The sequence below is a fragment of the Nakamurella lactea DSM 19367 genome (assembly GCF_000426645.1).
GTDB lineage: Bacteria > Actinomycetota > Actinomycetes > Mycobacteriales > Nakamurellaceae > Nakamurella > Nakamurella lactea.
In genome coordinates this window covers 165907-183272 of sequence record NZ_AUFT01000015.1, presented here as the reverse complement: position 1 = coordinate 183272, position 17366 = coordinate 165907, and the positions used below count along the sequence as shown (strand labels likewise).

Genomic DNA, 17366 nt, shown 5'->3' with positions numbered 1-17366 from the left:
ACTCGTGCAGGGTGAAGTGGACGTAGGCTTCCGCGCTGGAGGTGGACGAGTGTCCAAGGTAAGGGTTGCTACCAAGCGCCTGTTGTTGGGGCGCCCGTTCCGCAGCGACCGGCTGGCGCACACGCTGCTGCCCAAACGGATCGCATTGCCGGTCTTCGCCTCGGACGCGATGTCCAGCGTGGCCTATGCGCCGCAGGAAGTTTTCGCCGCCCTGTCGGTGGCCGGCATCGCCGCCTACGTCTACGCGCCATGGATCGCCGTGCTGGTCTGCGTGGTGATGATCGTTGTCGTCCTGTCCTACCGGCAGAACGTGCACGCCTACCCGAGCGGCGGCGGCGACTACGAGGTCGCCACCACCAACCTCGGGCCGACCGCGGGGCTGGTGGTGGCAAGCGCGCTGTCGGTGGACTACATCCTGACGGTCGCGGTGTCCACCGCGTCCGGGGTGGCCAACATCGGTTCGGCGATCCCGGTCGTGGGTGAACACCCGGTGCTCTCGTCGGTGGTCATCGTGCTGCTGGTGGTCACCGCGAACCTGCGGGGGGTGCGCGAATCCGGCATGGCGTTCGCGATCCCGGTCTACCTGTTCATCGCCTCGATGCTGGTGATGATCGGCGCCGGGCTGGGCCGCTGGCTGTTCGGCTCCGAAATGCGGGCGGAGAGCGCCGGATTCGAGATCCCGGTGACGCATTCGCTGTCCGGGCTGGCCCTGGTCTTCCTGTTGTTGCGGTCCTTCTCCACCGGGTCGGCAGCGCTCACCGGCGTGGAGGCGATCTCGAACGGCGTACCAGCTTTCCGCAAACCGAAATCGAAGAATGCGGCCACCACCCTCGCGCTGATGGGGCTGATCGCCGTCACCATGATCCTCGGTCTGGTGGCGCTCGCCCAGATCACCAAGACGCACATCGTGGAGCCGGGTACCCAGCTGATCGGCGCGCCCGCCGACTACTACCAGAAGACGATGATCGCGCAGATCGCGCAGTCCGTGTTCTCCGGGTTCAGCCCGGCGTTCTACGTCGTGTCCTTCGCCACCGGACTGATCCTGATCCTGGCGTGCAACACCGCGTTCAACGGCTTTCCGGTGCTGGCGTCGATTCTGGCCAAGGACAGTTATCTGCCCCGTCAGCTGCGCACCCGCGGCGATCGGCTGGCCTTCTCCAACGGCATCGTCTTCTTGGCGGTGGTCGCGCTGATCCTGCTGATCGCCTTCCAGGCCAACGTGACCGCACTGATCCAGCTGTACATCGTCGGCGTCTTCGTGTCCTTCACATGCTCGCAGGCCGGGATGATCCGGCACTGGAACCGGCATCTGCGGGTGGAGAAGGACCCGGCAGCCCGGCGGCGGATGCGCCGCAGCCAGATCATCAACACGATCGGCCTGTGCTTCACCTCGGTGGTGCTGGTGATCGTCCTGATCACCAAGTTCCTGGCCGGCGCCTGGATTGCCATCCTGGCGATGGCGCTGCTGTTCGCGATGATGAAGGCGATCCGGCGGCACTACGACCGGGTGGCCACCGAGCTGGCGGCCGACGAGGACGACATGGTGCTGCCCAGCCGGATCCACGCCATTGTGCTGATCTCGAAGCTGCACCTGCCGGCGATCAGGGCACTGGCCTACGCCAGGGCCATCCGGGCCGACACCCTGGAGGCGGTCGTGGTGAACGTCGACCAGCAGGAGACGGCGAACCTGGCCAGGGAGTGGGAGGACCGGCAGATCCCGGTGCAGCTCAAGGTGATCGACTCGCCGTTCCGGGAGATCACCAAGCCGATCCTCGAGTACGTCCGGCGGGTCCGGAAGGATTCGCCGCGCGACCTGATCACGGTGTTCATCCCGGAGTACGTGGTCGGCCACTGGTGGGAACAGGTGCTGCACAACCAAACCGCGTTGCGGCTCAAGAGTCGGCTGTTGTTCACGCCCGGGGTGATGGTGACCAGCGTGCCGTGGCAGCTGGCCTCATCGGAGAACGCCGATCGACGGCTCCGCGACGTACCGACCCAGATCACGCTGCACCAGACCGGTCGAGATGACAACTGAGCACCTGCCGGCCGATTCGGGATCGGGCCGCAAACCCCGGATCGGCGACGAGGTGGAGTTGGAGATCGGTGCTGTCGCCCACGGCGGGCACTGCGTGGCCCGCTGGGACACCCGGGTGGTGTTCGTCCGGCACGCGCTACCCGGGGAGCGGGCCCGGGTACGGCTCACCGACGTCAGCCATGCCGGGTACTTCCGGGCTGACGCCATCGCGATCCTGCGGCCCGATGCCCGGCGGGTGACACCGCGCTGTGGACATTTCCGGCCGGGTGGTTGCGGCGGCTGCGACTTCCAGCACGCCGACCCGGTGCGGCAGCTCGAGCTGAAGGCTGCGGTGGTCGCCGAGCAGTTGTCCCGGATAGCCGGCATCGAGCGACAGGTGCAGGTCGAGGCACTGCCCGGCCGGGTGGACGGTGACGCCGGGTACGGCTGGCGGACCAGGGTGCGCTGGGCGCTGGACGCCGACGGCCGGATCGGGCCACGGGCGGCCCGCTCGCACCAGGTGGTCGGCATCTCGGTGGCCGCGCCCTGCGAGATCGCCGCGCCCGGCCTGACCGAGCTCGCGACGGTGCTCGAGGTGCCGGAGCGGGTGCGCCGACTGCGGGGCGGCGGCCACCGGAAGCTGCCGGAGGTGACGCTGACCCACGCCGCCGACGGTGCGCCGATCGCGGTCTGGGCCGGCGCCGGAGCCGAGGTGCCGCTGATCACCGAAACCGTTGCCGGCCGGGACTTCTCGGTGGCCGCTGACGGCTTCTGGCAGGTGCATCCGGAGGCCGCTGCGGTGCTGTACGCGGCCGTCGGTGAGGCGTTCGACGGGGTGGAACTGACGGGCGGCACGGCGTGGGATCTGTACGGCGGGGTCGGCCTGTTCGCCGCCGAACTGGCCGATCGGGTCGGACCGACGGGTGCGGTGCTGACCGTCGAGGGTGACGCCACCGCCACCGAGTCGGCCGCGGCCAATCTGGCCGACCTGCCGCAGGTGCGAGCCGTCAACGGCCGGGTGGAGCAGGTGCTGGACGAATTGGCGGACCGGGTGGATGCCGTGGTGCTCGACCCGCCGCGGTCCGGCGCCGGCCGGGCGGTCTGTGTCGCGCTGGCGGCTCGTCAGCCCTCGGTGATCGTGTACGTCGCCTGTGATCCGGCTGCCTTGGCGCGCGACACCGCTGCCCTGGCCGAGGCCGGGTACCGGCTGGACACCCTGCGCGCGTTCGACTGTTTCCCGCAGACCCACCACATCGAGTGCGTGGCCAGATTTGTGCCTGACCCCTCCAGCAGGTAGCGGAACGTTGGGGGACGCGCCGGTGGACATTGCGCTACCTGGCGAGGTTTCCGCTACTTGGGAAGTGCTCAGGCGGAGCTCAGCCGCCGGTGACCCGGGCGGCGAGCCACTGGGCCAGCTCGGCCGGCTTGTTGGTGATGATCGCATCCACCCCGAGGTCGGTGAGGACCTCCCAGTCGGCGACCTCGTCGGCCGTCCACACCGAGACTGCGATGCCGGCGTCGTGCAGGGCGGCCACCGCGCCGGCCGGGTCCGGCTGCCCGCGCAGCAGCAGGTGGTGCGGGTTGTAGGTGACGGCGCCCAGCTCCCGCGCCGCCGCCACCGGATCGGTGTCCCACCCGACGGTCAGCAGCCCCAGCGGGCGGTCGGGGCTGATGCTGCGCAGGGTGGCAAGCGCATCGCGTTCGAAGGACTGCAGCAGCACCCGGTCGTCGGCGCCGGACGCCCTGCTGACCTCCAGGATCGCCACCAGCTGCTCCCGGGTGTGCTGACCCTTGATCTCCAGGAAGACCCGGCCGTCCGCCGGCAGCTCGGCCAGCAGCGCACTCAGCTCCGGGATCCGCTCGCCGGCGAACGCGTCGCCGAACCAGGAACCGGCGTCCAGGGTGGCCAGATCCAGTGCCCTGGACTCGCGGACCGCGCCGGTGCCGGAGGTGGTCCGGTCGACGTCGTCGTCGTGGATGAGCACCGGGACGTTGTCGATGCTGGGCTGGGTGTCGGTCTCCAGCCAGCGGACCCCGGCATCCCAGGCGGCCCGGAACGCGGCCATGGTGTTCTCCGGCGCGGCGGCGCTGGCCCCGCGATGCCCGACGACCAGCGGCCGCGGGGTCGGATCGTCGGTCAGGGCGGACTGCGGTTGCGACATGCAGCGGATCCTATGTGCTCGGACAGTTGTGGGCAGTAGCGTCGAGGAGTCCCGAGTACCGTGAATCGGAGCCGAAACGAGGAGCCGTTCTGTGTCGCTGATCGACCGCATCACCTCTCCGTCCTCCGTGCGTACGTTGACCCCGGAGCAACTGGACGAGCTGGCCGGCGAGATCCGCGCGTTCCTGGTGGAGAAGGTGGCCAGACACGGTGGGCACCTCGGACCGAACCTGGGCGTGGTGGAGCTGACCCTGGCCATCCACCGGGTGTTCGACTCGCCGGCGGACCCGATCGTGTTCGACACCGGGCACCAGTCATACGTGCACAAGATCATCACCGGCCGGGCCGCCGCCTTCGACGACCTGCGGGTACGCGGTGGGCTCTCCGGGTACCCGAGCCGCGCGGAGTCCGCCCACGACTGGGTGGAGAACTCGCACGCCTCGACCGCATTGAGCTACGCCGACGGGTTGGCCAAGGCGTTCGCGGTGCGGCGGGAGACGGGCCGCACCCCGGTCGCGGTGATCGGTGACGGCGCGATGACCGGCGGGATGGCTTGGGAGGCGTTGAACAACATCGCGGCCGGCAAGAACCGCCCGCTGGTGATCGTCTTCAACGACAACGGTCGGTCGTACGCTCCGACCACCGGTGGGATGGCCGAGCGGCTGGCCGCGCTGCGGCTCAAGCCCGGGTACGAGCGGATGCTCGACTCGGTCAAGTCGACGCTGCCGAAGGCGCCGGTGATCGGCGGCCCGCTGTACGGGATGTTCCACGCGGTGAAGACCGCGATGAAGGACTGGCTGCTGCCGCAGACCCTGTTCGCCGATCTAGGCCTGAAGTACGTCGGACCGGTGGACGGGCACGATGTGCAGGCGGTGGAGCGGGCACTGCGCCGGGCGAAGGGCTTCCGCGGCCCGGTACTGGTGCACTGCATCACCAACAAGGGTCACGGCTATGCGCCGGCGTTGGCTGACGCCGAGGATCTGATGCACGGACCGCCGGCCTTCGACCCGGCGACCGGCAAACCACTGTCGGCCAGTGGGCTCTCGTTGGGCAAGGTGATGGGCCGGGAGCTGGTCCGGCACGCAGCCGAGCGGGACGATCTGGTGGCGATCACCGCGGCGATGACCGGCCCGACCGGGCTGGGACCGTTCGCCAAGAAGTACCCGGAGCGGTTCTTCGACGTCGGCATCGCCGAACAACATGCGATGACGTCGGCGGCCGGGCTCGCCCTTGGCGGGCTGCACCCGGTCTTCGCGGTCTACTCCACCTTCTTGAACCGGGCGTTCGACCAGCTGTTGATGGATTGTGCGATGCACCGACTGGGGGTGACGGTGGTGTTGGATCGCGCCGGCATCACCCAAGAGGACGGCCCCAGCCATCACGGGATGTGGGACATGTCGTTGGCCGGAATCGTGCCCGGGCTACGCCTCGCGGCGCCGCGGGACGAGCCGAGCATGGTGGAGGAGTTCGCCGAGGCGATCGAGGTCGGCGACGCTCCGACCGTCATCCGGTATCCGAAAGGTGCTGTGCCGCAGACGGTTCCGGCGATCCGCCGGATCGACGGCGTGGACGTGCTGGCGCAGGCGCCGGAGGATTCGCCCGATGTGCTGCTGGTTTCCGTCGGGGCACTGGCCGGTAGCGCGGTGGAGGCGGCCGGGCGGTTGGCCGATCACGGGATCGGCGTGACGGTGGTCGATCCTCGGTGGGTGCTGCCGGTGTCGCCGGCGCTGGTCGAGCTGGCCGGCGGCTACCGACACGTGGTGACGCTGGAGGACGGCGGCCGGTCCGGCGGTGTCGGGTCGGCGGTGCGCGATGCCCTCGGGCCCGCCGCCGATGTCCTGGTGATCGCCCTGCCGCAGGAATTCCTGGAGCCGGGTTCGAGGTCCGAGCTGTTGGTGGACAAGGGATTGAGCGGTCAGGCGGTGGCCATCCAGATCGCCGGCCACGTGTCCAGCAGCGATCTGGGCAGTCCGGTGGCCGACTCGGCGGCAGGATCGGACGAAAGCCTGCAGGCGTGATCCAGGTGCTGGTACCGGACGCTGCCCATCCGGTCGGTCAGCTCGGCGGAAACCCCTTGGTGCCGAACGGCTTCCAGTGGCCGACGTGCGTCAGCTGCGACGGACGGATGACGCATCTGGCCCAGCTGAGCGTCGACGGTCGACTGCTGACGGCGTTCCAGTGCGAGAACGACCCCGGCATGTGCGAGGACTGGGAGCCGTTCGCCGGCGGAAATGCGGCGGTGGTGTTCACCGACGCCACCGTGCGGGCGACCACCCCCGACGGGGTGCTGAGTTATCTACCGATCCTGGTCGGCGTCGGTCGGCTCGACGGCGACTACTCCTCGGTCGACGACGAAGACATCTTCGGGCAGTTCGGCGGCGACCCGTCGTGGATCCAGGATGACGAGACACCCGACTGCCCGAACTGCCCGGCCGGCCCGATGCGCTTCGTCGCCCAACTAGATCCCGGCCCGCACCAGTTCAACTTCGGCGACTACGGCCGGGCCTACCTTTTCGACTGCTCGCTGTGCTCCGCCGCCGCCTGGCTCTGGCAGTCCTGACCCGGCGCTTATCAACGTCGCAGGCGCTTCCGAAGTCGTCGACTTTCGTCACTCCCGTCACAAAAGGACGACGTTCGCAAGCGCGACGGAAGTTGATAAGCGCCGGGGTGGGGGTTAGGGGTTGTCAGGCGGGGAGGGTGGCGACACCGGGCGGGTTGAAGCGCTGGCCGGTCACTCTCTCCGAGATGCCTTCGCGGTCCAGGTACGGGGTGATGCCGCCGAGCCAGAACGGCCAGCCGGCCCCGGTGAGCATTGCCAGGTCGATGTCGGCGGCCTCGGCGACCACGCCCTCGTCCAGCATCAGACGGGCCTCGGTGGCCAGCGCCGCCAAGGCCCGTTCGCGCACCTGCTCGGCGGTGGAGGGCGAATCGCCCAGCTGCCAGAGCTCCGCCACCTCGGGGGAGATCCCTTGGCTGCCATCGGGATTCCAGGCGATCAGCGCCTTGACACCGGCATCGACGGTGCGGCGCAGGTTGGCCGACACCACGAACCGATCCGGGAACGAAGCGTTCAGCGTCTCCTGCACGTGCAACGCCACCGCCGGTCCGACCAACTGCAGCAGCATGATCGGCGTCATCGGCAGGCCCAGCGGGGCCAGCGCGCCGTCGGCGACCTCCGGCGGGGTGCCCTCGTCGATCGCGGCCAGGATCTCGCCCATGAACCGCAGCAGCAGTCGGTTCACCACGAAGCCGGTGGCATCTGCGGTCAGGATCGGGCCCTTCTTCAACTGCTTGGCGAGGGCGAAAGCCGTTGCCAGCGCGGCATCGTCGGTGCCCTCGATCTTGACGATCTCCAGCAGCGGCATCATCGCGACCGGATTGAAGAAGTGGAAGCCGACGACCCGTTCGGGATGCTGCAGGCCGTCGGCCATCGCCGCGACCGACAGTGAGGAGGTGTTGGTGGCCAGCACCGCCTCGGGGCTGACGAACTTCTCCAGCTCGCCGAAGACCTGCTTCTTCACCTCGAGTTCCTCGAAGACGGCCTCGATCACGAAGTCGGCGTCGGCGAAGACGGCGTAGTCCAGCGACCCGGATACCAAGGCGGTCAGCCGATTGCCCTCGTCGCGGCTGATCCGGCCCTTGCCGGCCAGTTTCGCGATCTCCGCGTGCACGGCGGCGATGCCCCGGTCGAGGCGATCCTGGTCGACCTCGGTCAGTACCACCGGCACGTGCAGCCGGCGGGCGAACAGCAGCGCCAGCTGCCCGGCCATCAGCCCGGCGCCGACCACGCCGACCTTGCTCACCGGCCTGGCCAGCGAGGCATCCGGTGCGCCAACGGGTTTGCGCGCCCGCTTCTGGGTGAGGTTGAACGAGTACAGCCCGGCCCGGAACTCACTCGAGGTGATCAGGTCGGCCAGGGCATCGTCCTCGGCCGCGAAGCCGACGGCCAGATCGGCGGTCCTGGACAGCTCGATCAGGTCCAGTGCCCGATCGGGCGCTGCGGAGGCGCCGTGGGTGCGCATCCCGCTGATCGTCCGGCCGCGTTCGATGGCCGCCGCATAGTCTGCCTCGCCGTATTCCTTGCGCTGCACGGTGATCGAGCCGTCCAGTACGCCGGCCAGCCAAGCCAGCGACTGCTCGAGGTAGTCGGCGGCGTCCAGTACCACGTCCACCACGCCGAGCTTCAGCGCGTCCTTCGGCTTCATCATCCGGTTCTGATTCAGCGCGTTCTCGATGATCACCGTGACCGCGCTCTCCGGGCCGGCGATCTTCGGCAGCAGCTGGGTGCCGCCCCAGCCGGGCAGGATGCCCAGGAAGCATTCGGGCAGCGCCATCATCGCCGCGTTGCTCGCCAGCGTTCGGTAGTGGCAGTGCAGGCCGACCTCGACACCGCCGCCGAGGGCGGCGCCGTTGACGAACGCGAACGTCGGGATCTGCGAATCGTGCAGCCGACGGAACACCGCGTGGCCGAGCTGCCCGATGGCCTTGGCCGCGTCCCGGTTCGGGAGCAGACCGATGCCGCCCAGGTCGGCGCCGACGGCAAAGACGAACGGCTTGCCGGTGACGGCGATCGCGGCCGGCGCAGCCTCGAAAGCCTGGTCCAGCGCGGCATCCAGGCTGCGCAGCCCGGCCGGACCGAAGGTGCTGGGCCGGGTGTGGTCCTGGCCGTTGTCCAGGCTGATCAACGCGACCTTGCCGTCGACGCCGGGGACGTCGATGAGCCGGGTGGTGGCGGTGGTGACGACCTCGCCGGGCAGCTCCAGCGCGTGGGTATCGGCCGCCGCGGTGGTGCTGGGCTCCGTGCTGCTGGTCACTTGGCGTCTCCTTCGACGAAGTTCGGGTTCTCCCAGATCACGGTGCCGCCCATGCCGAGGCCGACACACATGGTGGTGATGCCGTAGCGCACGTCCGGTCGTTCGCCGAACTGCCGGGCGAGTTGGGTCATCAGCCGCACGCCGGAGGAGGCCAGCGGGTGCCCGATGGCGATGGCGCCGCCGTACTGGTTCAGCCGGGGGTCGTCGTCGGCCAGGCCGAAGTGGTCGGTGAAGGCCAGCACCTGCACGGCGAATGCCTCGTTGATCTCGATCAGGCCGATGTCGTCGATCGTCAGACCGGCCTTGGCCAGCGCCTTTTCGGTGGCAGGAATCGGTCCGTCGCCCATCGTCTCGGGGTCGACCCCGGCGAAGGCGAAGCCGACCATCCGCATCCGCACCGGCAGTCCCAGCTCGGCGGCGACGTCGGCGGCGGCCAGCAGGCAGCCGGTGGCGCCGTCGGTCAGCGGTGACGAACTACCGGCAGTCACCCGGCCGTGCGGACGGAACGGGGTCTTCAGGTTGGCGATGCTCTCGGCGGTGGTTCCCGGCCGCGGCGGCTCGTCGGCGGTGGCCAGGCCCCAGCCCTGCTCGACCGAGCGGGTCGCCACCGGAACCAGATCGGGCGCAATCTTGCCGGCCGCCAATGCCTGCGCGTACTTGCGCTGCGACTCGGCGGCATAGGCGTCGGCCCGTTCCCTGGTCAGCTGGGGGTACTTGTCGTGCAGGTTCTCCGCGGTGTTGCCCATGTTCAGCGCCGCCGGGTCGACCAGCCGGTCGGCCACGAACCGCGGATTGGGGTCGGCGCCCTGGCCGATCGGGTGGTTCGTCATGCTCTCCACGCCGCCGGCGATGGCCACGTCGTAGGCGCCGACGGCGATGCCGGAGGCGACGGTGGTGACGGCCGTCATCGCACCGGCGCACATCCGGTCGATCGCGAAGCCGGGCACGCTGCGGGGGAGGCCGGCCAGCAGGGCGCTGGTCCGGCCGATGGTCAGGCCCTGGTCGCCGGTCTGGGTAGCGGCGGCGACCGCGACCTCGTCGATCCGCTCCGGCGGCAGTTCCGGGTGTCGGCGGAGCAGTTCGCGGATCACCTTCACCATCAGGTCATCGGCGCGGGTCTGCGCGTATTGGCCCTTGGGGCCGGCCTTGCCGAACGGGGTGCGGGCCCCGTCGACGAAGACCACATCCTGCAGGGTGCGAGTAGTTGCCACGTCAGCCTCCTTGCCGTGCGGGTCGCGAAGAATGCGGCGCCGCGTGCGGTGCGATACGGCAATGCTACCCGTCAGTAACTTGCGGCTCGGCCGGGCCACCCGGCGGCTCGGCCGGGCCACTCGGCGGCTCGGGGCGGGCATCGAGGGCCGCCACCAGGATCGGGGCCACCAACTCGATCTGCCACTCGCGGGCGCCCTCGGCGCGCAGCCGGTCGGGGAGCTCCGCGGCCGGCGGTGGCTGCCAGAGCATCAGCCGGACCAGGCTGGGCGTCATCAGGTTCTCCACCGGCATGCCGATCCGTTCGGACAGGTCGCCGAGCGCGGCCTTCGCGGCGACCAGCCGGGCGTGCGCCGACGGATCCTTGCTCGCCCAGCGGGCGGCCGGCGGCGGACCGTCCGCCGGCAGGTGCTGGGGTGGCAGTGCGGAATCGGGCAGGGCAGCGGCGCGCCGCAGCGCGGCCAGCCAGATGTCGGCGTTCCGCCGCTGGGACCGGCCGCCGAACACCGGCAGCTCGACCAGTTCGGCCGCGGTCGTCGGCCGCACCGTCGCCGCCTGGACGATCGCCGAGTCCGGCAGCACCCGGTGCGGCGCCACATCCCGCCGGGCGGCCGCGCGGTCCCGTTCGAGCCACAGCTCGCGGATGGCCGCCAGCGTCCGGCGATCGCGGATCTTGTGGATGCCGGAGGTCCGTCGCCACGGATCGGCGCGCGGTTTCGGATCGGGCGCGGCGACGATGGCGGCGAACTCCTGCCGGGCCCAATCCAGGCGGCCCTGCCGGCGCAGCAGGTCCTCCATCGCGTCCCGCAGCTCGATCAGCACGTCGACGTCCAGCGCGGCGTACACCAACCAGGAGTCCGGCAGCGGTCGACGCGACCAGTCGTCGGCGCCATGTCCCTTGCGCAGGCTCAGCCCGAGCATCTGCTCGACCAGCGGTCCGAGGCCGACCCTTGGCAGTCCGGCCAGCCGGCCGGCCAGCTCGGTGTCGAACAGGGTGCGAGGGCGCAGGCCGATCTCGGCCAGACAGGCGAGATCTTGGGTGGCAGCGTGCAGCACCCACTCGGCGTCGGCCAATGGCCCGGCCAGTACCTCGAGGTCACCGAGCGGGATCGGATCGATCAGCACGGTGCCGATGTCTGCCCGGTGCAGTTGCACCAGATAGGCGCGCTGTGAGTACCGGTAGCCGGAGGCGCGTTCGGCGTCCAGGGCGATCGGCCCGCTGCCGGCGGCCAGCTCCCTGGCCAACTGCTGAATCTCCAGCGGGTCACTCAGCGGACCGCGAAATCCATTGCGTGGCACCAGTAACGGGACCGGTTCCGGAGTCCCGTCGGCGCCCTCCGGTTGAGCGGCCTCTGCTGCGGGTGCCGGAGTCAGGAGATGACTCCGGCCCGCAGCGCCAGCGCCACCATGTGCGCGCGATCGCCGGTGCCGAGCTTGCGGCCGATCCTGGCCAGATGACTCTTCACGGTGAGCGCGGACAGCGACAGCGAATCGCCGATCCACTTGTTGGAGCGGCCGTCGGCGACCAGCCGCAGGACCTCGATCTCCCTGGCGGACAGATCGTGGATGGTGCTCGGCAGGTTCGAGGCCGCCGGATTGGCCCGCCGGCCGATCAGCACGCCGTGGGCTCCTGCGCCGACCGCGTCGATCACCGGACCGATCTCGGCCACCGGTGCCAACGCGATCACCCGCGCCCAGCCCGCCTCCTTGGCCGCCGTCACCAGAGCAGCGGCCTGGGCGCCGAAGCCGAGGCTGACCAGCAGCAGGTCGCCGCCGGGTGCGGCCGCCAGTTGCCGGGCGGCCTCGACGGCATCACCGGTGTGGTCCACGACGCCGATACCGCTGGCCGCCAGCGTGCGGGCCAGTGATTCGCGAGAACCGACGTCGGGATCGGCGACCATCGCCCGGACCTGGGTGAGTTGTTCGGGATCGACGGCCTCGGCCGGCACCCGCGGTCCCGGCAGAACGCCACTGCGGGGCCGGGCAAGGCTGTGCGAGGCAGCTGTCTCGGCTGCGTAGGAGCCCACACCTGTCCCTTGAGGGAAGGACGTGTTCACGAGGGCTCCTGTTCCGCTGACGGGCCGGTCGCAGAATGCTCCGGCCGGATCACAGATCGCGCAAGGCACCGAGCCGAACGCGCTGATACCTCCGGTAGCAGTGTCACTGACATGGACCCGCTTGGTCAAGCATGTTTACCGCCCTTTCCGGACTTAGCGGGACAGATCATCAGGCATTCGAGCGTGACGTCCCTCGAATGGCCGACACACCCTCAGGGGGCAAGCCCGCGGCGGCCGACAACAACTCCAGGAAGGCTGCCAAATGCGGAGCGGTGTCCGTCGACCGGGGTGTCCACGATGCCCTGACCTCGAGGTCGTCGGCGTGTTCCGGACCGGAGATATCGCCGAAACGGGTCGATGCGGTGGCCGTCACGGTGCCGCCCAGCGCCGTGTGGTCGGTCGCCGAGACGGCGTCCACCAACCAGCTCCAGGCAACCTCGGGCAGCAGCGGATCCCTGGCGACCTCGTTCTCCAGTTCGCAGGTCGCGAAGATGACGATCCGCAGCGTCCCGTCCCAGGCGTCGACGCCGTTCGGGTCGTGCAGCAGAACCAGCCGGCCGGAGCCGACCTCGATGTCTTCCGAGTTGTACAGGGTCGCGGAGATCGCGTGGCTGAACGGCGCCAGCCGGGCGGGCGCGGGCAGCGAGCCCAGGACGATCTCCCTGCGCGGAATCACGGACGCGAGGCCTGCAACGGCGAGGTCGAACTCCCCGGGTGCGGTCGAAGTGGCCGACACGGTCATGGACAGGACCCTACGGGCGGGCGCCGACAGTCGCCGGGAAGCGCGCCGACCATCGTCCGGTTCAGTCCTGTTCGGCCGGCTCCAGGGTCAGCGCCACCGAGTTGATGCAGTACCGCTGGTCGGTCGGGGTGTCGTAGCCCTCACCGGCGAACACGTGCCCCAAATGCGAGTTGCAGGTGCCGCAGCGGACCTCGGTGCGGACCGTTCCCAACGACGTGTCGGTCAGCAACACCACGTTGTCGGACTCGCTGGGCGCGTAGAAGCTCGGCCAGCCGCAGTGCGAGGCGAACTTGGTCTCGGACCGGAACAGCTCGGCGCCGCAGGCCCGGCAGCGGTAGACGCCGACGGTGTCGACGTCGGTGTACTCGCCGGTGAACGGACGTTCGGTGCCGGCCTCCCTGAGCACGTGGTAAGCGGCCGGGTCGAGGGCGGCGCGCCACTCCTCTTCGGTCTTGACGACCTGCTGCTTGCTCGGACTCTCGGTCATCCACCCAAGCTACCCGCCGGGGCCGGGAGCACGGTCCGGGCGGCCGCACCGGTCACGGCGGGCACAACAGGCCGGCCGCCGGCTCGGTGCCGTCGATCAGATAGCTCTGCACGGCATTGCCGACGCAGCTGCTGGCCGGGAACGTGCCGTGGGCGCCGGACTGCCAGCTGATCAGCTGGGCCGAGGACAGCTGCGAGACGACCGACTGGACGCCGCTGTAGGGGCTGATCGGGTCCGCGTTCGACCCGGCGACCAGAATCGGCGGCGCCCCGGCACCGGTGACCCTGCCCAGCGGCAACACCGCCGTCGGCCAGTCGCTGCACAGCCCGGCCTGGCCGATCAGGAAGGCGCCGAAGACCGGAGCCTTCTTCTTCGCCGCCGCGGCGTTCTGCGCCAGACTGGCCTCGGAAAGCCGTTGGCCGGCGTCATTGCAGGTGTAGGCGATGTTGGATTCGAGCAGGTGGCGGTCGTCGTCGAGTCCGAGGTCGCGGAGCAGCAGGGCCATCATCGGGTGCAGATCTCCGTTGCCGCCGTCCGCGGCGGCCAGCGCCTTCGTCAGCTGCGGCCAGCCCTCGGGATCGCCGAGTTCTCGGCTCAACAGCAGGAGCACGCTGCCGCCCGTCATCAGCAGCCCGCCGGCCGACCCGCCGGTATCGCCGAGGGTGGCGATCAGCTCGGTGACGTACTTCTTCGGGTCAGCGCCCAGCGCGCACGAGTCGGCAGCACACTGGTCGGCGTAGTCGTCCAGCGCCGACTCCAGCGCGATCGCCCTGGCCAGGGCGGTGTCCGTCAGCGACGCCGCCGGGTCGGTGGGGGAGTCGAGCACCAGCCGCTGCACCCGGCCCGGGTAGCGGTTGGCATAGACCGCGCCGAGGGTGGCGCCGAAGCCCTGGCCGACGAACTGCAGCCGGTCGTCGCCGAGCGCGGCGCGCAGGGTGTCGAGGTCGTCGGCGGCGTTCACCGTGCCGAAATCGGTGATGGTGGTACCCACCTCGTCTCCGCAGTCGTAGGTGAGCGCCGTGCTCAGCGTGCCGATCGCGGCGGCCTGGTCCGGGTCGGACGGGTCGGTCGGCGGCGCCAGCACCTCCTGCAGGGTGTCCGAGCGCAGGCAGTCCATCCGGGGATTGGTCGGCAGAGTTCCGCGGAGATCGAGGGTGACGATCGCGTGCCCGGCGCGCAGGTCGGCGGGCAGCGCGCCGGCCAGGTCGGCGATCTGCGCAGTGCCGTTCGCGCCCGGGTCACCGCTGAGCAGGACCAGGTTCGGCGCGTCGGCCGGGGTCTTGTCGGTGCGGGCCCGGACGACGGCCAGATCCTCCGAGCCGGAACCGCTCTCGGTGTAACTCCCCGGCACCGGCAGGTGGGCGCACTCCAGGGTGAACGCGACGCCGTCCACGCTCTCGGTCGCCAGGTCCGACGGGCACGATCCCCAGCTCAGCGGATCGGCCTGCTGGCCGGAGCCACCGGGCCCGGTCGGCCTGGCCGAGGGCGACGCACTGGTCACGGTGGTCGGTTGCTGGCCGTAGGTCGCCAGCGGGGGCCGGCTGGACGGGCCGACCGTACAGCCGGTGACCAGCGCTGCCACCGCGACCACGGCGGCGGTGACGCCGGCCGGCCGGATCGGCGGCCGTCGTCTCACCGCTCCCTCCGGTACCGGGTGAACAGGTGATCGCCGTCCGCGAGCAGGGTGACCAACCGCCACCGATCGGCCCCGCCGTCGGCCGCCCGTTGCGCAAGCAGATCGACACCGCCGAGCATCGGCGTGGTCGACCCGGTGCCCAGCAGGGTCGGCGCGATGGTCAGCGACAGCTCGTCGACGTGATCGCCGACGGCCAGTTGCCCGAGCAGTGTCGGGCCGCCCTCACAGAGGATCCGGCGCTGGCCGCGGTCGGCCAGCAACGGCAGCGCGGCCCCGACGTCCACGCTGCTCCCGGTGCTGATCACCTCGGTGCCGGCCGGCTGGTCCACCCCGTCCGCGGTGATGACGAACGGCGGCTCGGCGCTGTCGACGATCGCCGGCAGATCGGCGGGCAACGGACGGGAGGCGACGATCGCCCATCGCGGGAGTTCGCTGCGGCCCCAGCGCCGGCGCCGGGCGGCCCGCCGCGGATATACCTTCGCGCCCGGGTAGTTCTCGGCGATCACCGTGCCGGCGCCGACCAGCACCACGTCGGCCAGGTCGCGCTGCAGACCCATCAGCTTCTGGTCGATCAGGGTGCCCATGCCGGCCGATCGTCCATCGATCGTCGCGCCGCCGTCGAGCGAACCGATCATGTTGGCCCGCAACGTCCATGGCGGACGGTTGTCGACCGCGTCCGGGTTCGCGTTCGGGTCCGGTTCCAGCGACGGCCAGGCCATGGCGGCGGCCAGCAGATCCTCGGCATCGGTGGTGAACGTGCCGGCGTCGGTCAGTGAGATGGTGGACAGGTGGCCGGCCGTCACGGAACCGGGGCGGAAGATCTGCACCCGGCCATTGCATCACGAGTCGGGATCGGGCCGACCGGAATCGAGCCGAGGCCGGGTCGGGACGCGCGGGTCAGGACCCGCCGAGGACCGCCGCCAGCGCGTCCACCGATGAGTCGATCTCGTCCCGGGTGATCACCAGTGGCGGGGCGAACCGCAGCGTCGATTCGTGGGTCTCCTTGACCAGCACCCCGCGGTGCATCATCGCCTCGGACACCGCGCGGCCGGCCGGGGCGCCGGGGGCCAGCTGGACACCGGCCCACAGCCCGCGACCGCGGACCTCGGCCACCCCGTTGCCGACCAGTTCGCCCAGTCTGGCGTGCAGGTGCGCACCGAGATCCGTTGCGCGCTGCTGCATCTCACCGGTCGCCAGCAGTTTGACCACTGCCCGTCCGACGGCGCAGGCGAGCGGATTCCCGCCGAACGTCGAACCGTGGGTCCCTGGCGTCAGCACGCCGAGCACGTCGGCCCGCCCGACCACGGCGGAGACCGGCAGGATGCCGCCGCCGAGTGCCTTGCCGAGGGTGTAGAGGTCTGCCCGGACGCCCTCATGATCCAGCGCCAGCAGCTCGCCGGTGCGGCCGAGGCCGGACTGGATCTCATCGGCGATCAGCAGCACGTTGTGTTCGTCGCACAGCCGGCGCAGCTCGGCCAGGTATCCCGGCGGCGGCACGATCACGCCGGCCTCACCCTGGATCGGCTCGACCAGGACCGCCGCGGTGTCCGCGGTGAAGGCGGCGGCCAGCGCCTCTGGGTCGCCGTACTTGACGCTGACGAAACCCGGGGTGAACGGGCCGTAGTCGGCGGTGGCGACCGGGTCGTCGGAGAACGAGACGATCGAGATGGTCCGGCCGTGGAAATTGCCGCCGGCGGTGATGATCTGCGCCCGGTTCTCCGGCACGCCCTTGACCTGATAGGCCCACTTGCGGGCCACCTTGAGGGCGGACTCGACGGCCTCGGCGCCGGAGTTCATCGGCAGCACCATCTCGGTACCGGTGAGCTGTGCGAGTTCGGCGGCGAAGTGCCCCAGTTGGTCATGGTGGAAGGCCCGCGAGGTCAGGGTGACCCGGCCGAGTTGTTCCACGGCCGCGGCGATCAACGCCGGGTGCCGGTGGCCGAAGTTCAGCGCCGAATAGCCGGCCAGCAGGTCCAGATAGCGCTTGCCGTCGACATCGGTGACCCATGCTCCCTCGGCGCCGGCGATCACCACCGGCAGCGGGTGGTAGTTGTGCGCGCACCACTGCTCGTCAAGGGCGATCAGCCCCGCTGAGCTGCCGCCGGTGGTCGAGGTGTCGGTGCTGCTGGTCACGTCGCGTCTCCTGCATCTGGGGTTGCCGGGTCGGTGGCATTGCCGGACGACCCGCTGCCCGGGTGGTGCGGGGTCGCCACGATCTCCGGCGGTGCCGGAGGTATTCGTCAGAC

14 protein-coding genes are annotated in these 17366 nt (G+C 70.4%); 4 read left to right on the top strand and 10 right to left on the bottom strand.

What is annotated here, in order from left to right; translation table 11 throughout:
* Window positions 1-49 precede the first annotated feature (49 nt).
* Entirely contained in the window at window positions 50-2035 is a 1986-nt protein-coding gene (locus K340_RS30400) for an APC family permease (protein ID WP_051266433.1), read from the top strand.
* Window positions 2025-3311 carry a class I SAM-dependent RNA methyltransferase gene (locus tag K340_RS0115210; RefSeq protein WP_051266431.1) on the top strand — a complete coding sequence of 429 codons (1287 nt, stop codon included), beginning with the start codon at window positions 2025-2027 and terminating at the stop codon, window positions 3309-3311. Before K340_RS30400 ends, K340_RS0115210 begins: the two co-directional genes overlap by 11 nt.
* A gap of 79 nt (window positions 3312-3390) precedes the next feature.
* Here the strand turns inward: K340_RS0115210 and K340_RS30395 are convergent, their stop codons facing one another.
* Window positions 3391-4176, bottom strand: a complete 786-nt coding sequence (locus tag K340_RS30395; RefSeq protein ID WP_051266429.1) for a glycerophosphodiester phosphodiesterase — start codon at window positions 4174-4176, stop codon at window positions 3391-3393.
* Between the two features lie 91 nt (window positions 4177-4267).
* Between K340_RS30395 and dxs the strand changes: the two genes are divergently transcribed.
* Together dxs and K340_RS0115195 are read left to right on the top strand one after the other, a co-directional pair.
* Entirely contained in the window at window positions 4268-6193 is a 1926-nt protein-coding gene (dxs, locus tag K340_RS0115200; RefSeq protein ID WP_029137342.1) for a 1-deoxy-D-xylulose-5-phosphate synthase, read from the top strand.
* On the top strand, window positions 6190-6735 hold the full coding sequence (locus tag K340_RS0115195; protein ID WP_037364881.1) for a YwqG family protein: 546 nt from the start codon (window positions 6190-6192) through the stop codon (window positions 6733-6735). The genes dxs and K340_RS0115195 overlap by 4 nt, the downstream gene beginning before the upstream one ends.
* A 124-nt stretch (window positions 6736-6859) precedes the next feature.
* Here K340_RS0115195 and K340_RS0115190 read toward each other — a convergent pair whose 3' ends face one another.
* The 9 genes from K340_RS0115190 to rocD form a co-directional block, all read right to left on the bottom strand.
* Complete coding sequence (locus K340_RS0115190; protein ID WP_245599574.1) at window positions 6860-8989, bottom strand: 3-hydroxyacyl-CoA dehydrogenase NAD-binding domain-containing protein; 2130 nt, start codon at window positions 8987-8989, stop codon at window positions 6860-6862.
* Window positions 8986-10173, bottom strand: a complete 1188-nt coding sequence (locus K340_RS0115185) for a thiolase family protein (protein WP_037364878.1) — start codon at window positions 10171-10173, stop codon at window positions 8986-8988. The genes K340_RS0115190 and K340_RS0115185 overlap by 4 nt, the downstream gene beginning before the upstream one ends.
* A 91-nt stretch (window positions 10174-10264) precedes the next feature.
* The gene (locus tag K340_RS30390) at window positions 10265-11497 is read right to left on the bottom strand and encodes an HRDC domain-containing protein (protein ID WP_245599573.1); all 1233 of its coding nucleotides are present in this window, start codon (window positions 11495-11497) and stop codon (window positions 10265-10267) included.
* 71 nt (window positions 11498-11568) lie between these two features.
* Complete coding sequence (locus K340_RS0115175; protein ID WP_245599572.1) at window positions 11569-12225, bottom strand: helix-turn-helix transcriptional regulator; 657 nt, start codon at window positions 12223-12225, stop codon at window positions 11569-11571.
* Between the two features lie 199 nt (window positions 12226-12424).
* Window positions 12425-12997, bottom strand: coding sequence for a DUF3000 domain-containing protein (locus K340_RS0115170; protein WP_029137337.1), 573 nt, complete (start codon window positions 12995-12997; stop codon window positions 12425-12427).
* A gap of 61 nt (window positions 12998-13058) precedes the next feature.
* Window positions 13059-13484: a peptide-methionine (R)-S-oxide reductase MsrB gene (gene msrB, locus K340_RS0115165; RefSeq protein ID WP_029137336.1), complete on the bottom strand. Its 426-nt coding sequence runs from the start codon at window positions 13482-13484 to the stop codon at window positions 13059-13061.
* A gap of 52 nt (window positions 13485-13536) precedes the next feature.
* Entirely contained in the window at window positions 13537-15120 is a 1584-nt protein-coding gene (locus tag K340_RS0115160; protein WP_029137335.1) for an alpha/beta fold hydrolase, read from the bottom strand.
* The gene (locus K340_RS30385; RefSeq protein WP_051266426.1) at window positions 15117-15947 is read right to left on the bottom strand and encodes a dihydrofolate reductase family protein; all 831 of its coding nucleotides are present in this window, start codon (window positions 15945-15947) and stop codon (window positions 15117-15119) included. The genes K340_RS0115160 and K340_RS30385 overlap by 4 nt, the downstream gene beginning before the upstream one ends.
* A 70-nt stretch (window positions 15948-16017) precedes the next feature.
* The gene (gene rocD, locus K340_RS0115150) at window positions 16018-17253 is read right to left on the bottom strand and encodes an ornithine--oxo-acid transaminase (RefSeq protein ID WP_029137334.1); all 1236 of its coding nucleotides are present in this window, start codon (window positions 17251-17253) and stop codon (window positions 16018-16020) included.
* Window positions 17254-17366 lie beyond the last annotated feature (113 nt).